The organism is Sphingomonas sp. FUKUSWIS1, assembly GCF_000733135.1.
Classification (GTDB): Bacteria; Pseudomonadota; Alphaproteobacteria; order Sphingomonadales; family Sphingomonadaceae; genus Sphingomonas; species Sphingomonas aerolata.
Genome location: NZ_JPJC01000093.1, coordinates 8,870 through 9,734, shown reverse-complemented (window position 1 = coordinate 9,734; position 865 = coordinate 8,870). Strand labels below are relative to the sequence as shown.

Genomic DNA, 865 nt, shown 5'->3' with positions numbered 1-865 from the left:
GTGTGGCAGGTGGGCAGTGCCCCCGCCGACCTGTTCGGGACGGTGCCATCGGATCCTCCTGCAGCATCCGCGCCGCGGGCTGCCTCCGCGACCGTCTCGGTCCCGCGCGCGTTCCTCGATCTTGCCCGCAGCGTCATCCTCGGGAGCGATCCGGAGCGGTTCGCGTTGCTTTACACGCTGCTCCACCGCCTGCGCCGGGAACCCAAGCTGATCGAGGATCGGGCCGATCCTCTCGTGCGACGGCTCGACCGGATCGCCAAGGATGTCCGCCGTGACATCCACAAGATGCGCGCGTTCCTGCGCTTCCGCGAGGTCGAGGAGGAGGGCGCAACCCGGTTCGTCGCCTGGTTCGAACCCGATCACCACATCGTCCGCGCCAACGCCGCCTTCTTCGTCAACCGCTTCGCGAGCATGCGCTGGTCGATCCTGACCCCCGACGTCTCGATCCACTGGGACGGGACGATGCTCAGCGAAGGACCGGGCGCCAAGAAGACCGACGCACCCGAGGGCGATCCGACCGAAGAGGTCTGGAAGACCTATTACGCCAGCACCTTCAACCCCGCGCGCGTGAAAATCGGCGCGATGTTGAAGGAGATGCCCCGCAAATACTGGAAGAACATGCCTGAAACCGATCTCGTCCCCGGCATGATTGCCACCGCACAGGCACGCGAGAGCGGGATGATCGAGCGCGCTCGCGACGTCGTCGGCGGCAACAGCATGATCGCCTGGGCGGCGCTGCGCGACGAGGCCGCGGGCTGCACCCGCTGCCCGCTCTACAAGCCCGCGACCCAGACCGTGTTCGGCGAGGGGCCGATCGACGCGCCACTGATGTTCGTCGGCGAACAGCCAGGCGACCAGGAGGATC

At 67.3% G+C, this 865-nt stretch carries 1 protein-coding gene; it reads left to right on the top strand.

Annotated features, from left to right (window positions below; genetic code table 11):
- Positions 1-865: TIGR03915 family putative DNA repair protein (locus sphsw_RS20325; protein ID WP_042466728.1), on the top strand; the 865-nt coding region annotated here is incomplete at both ends.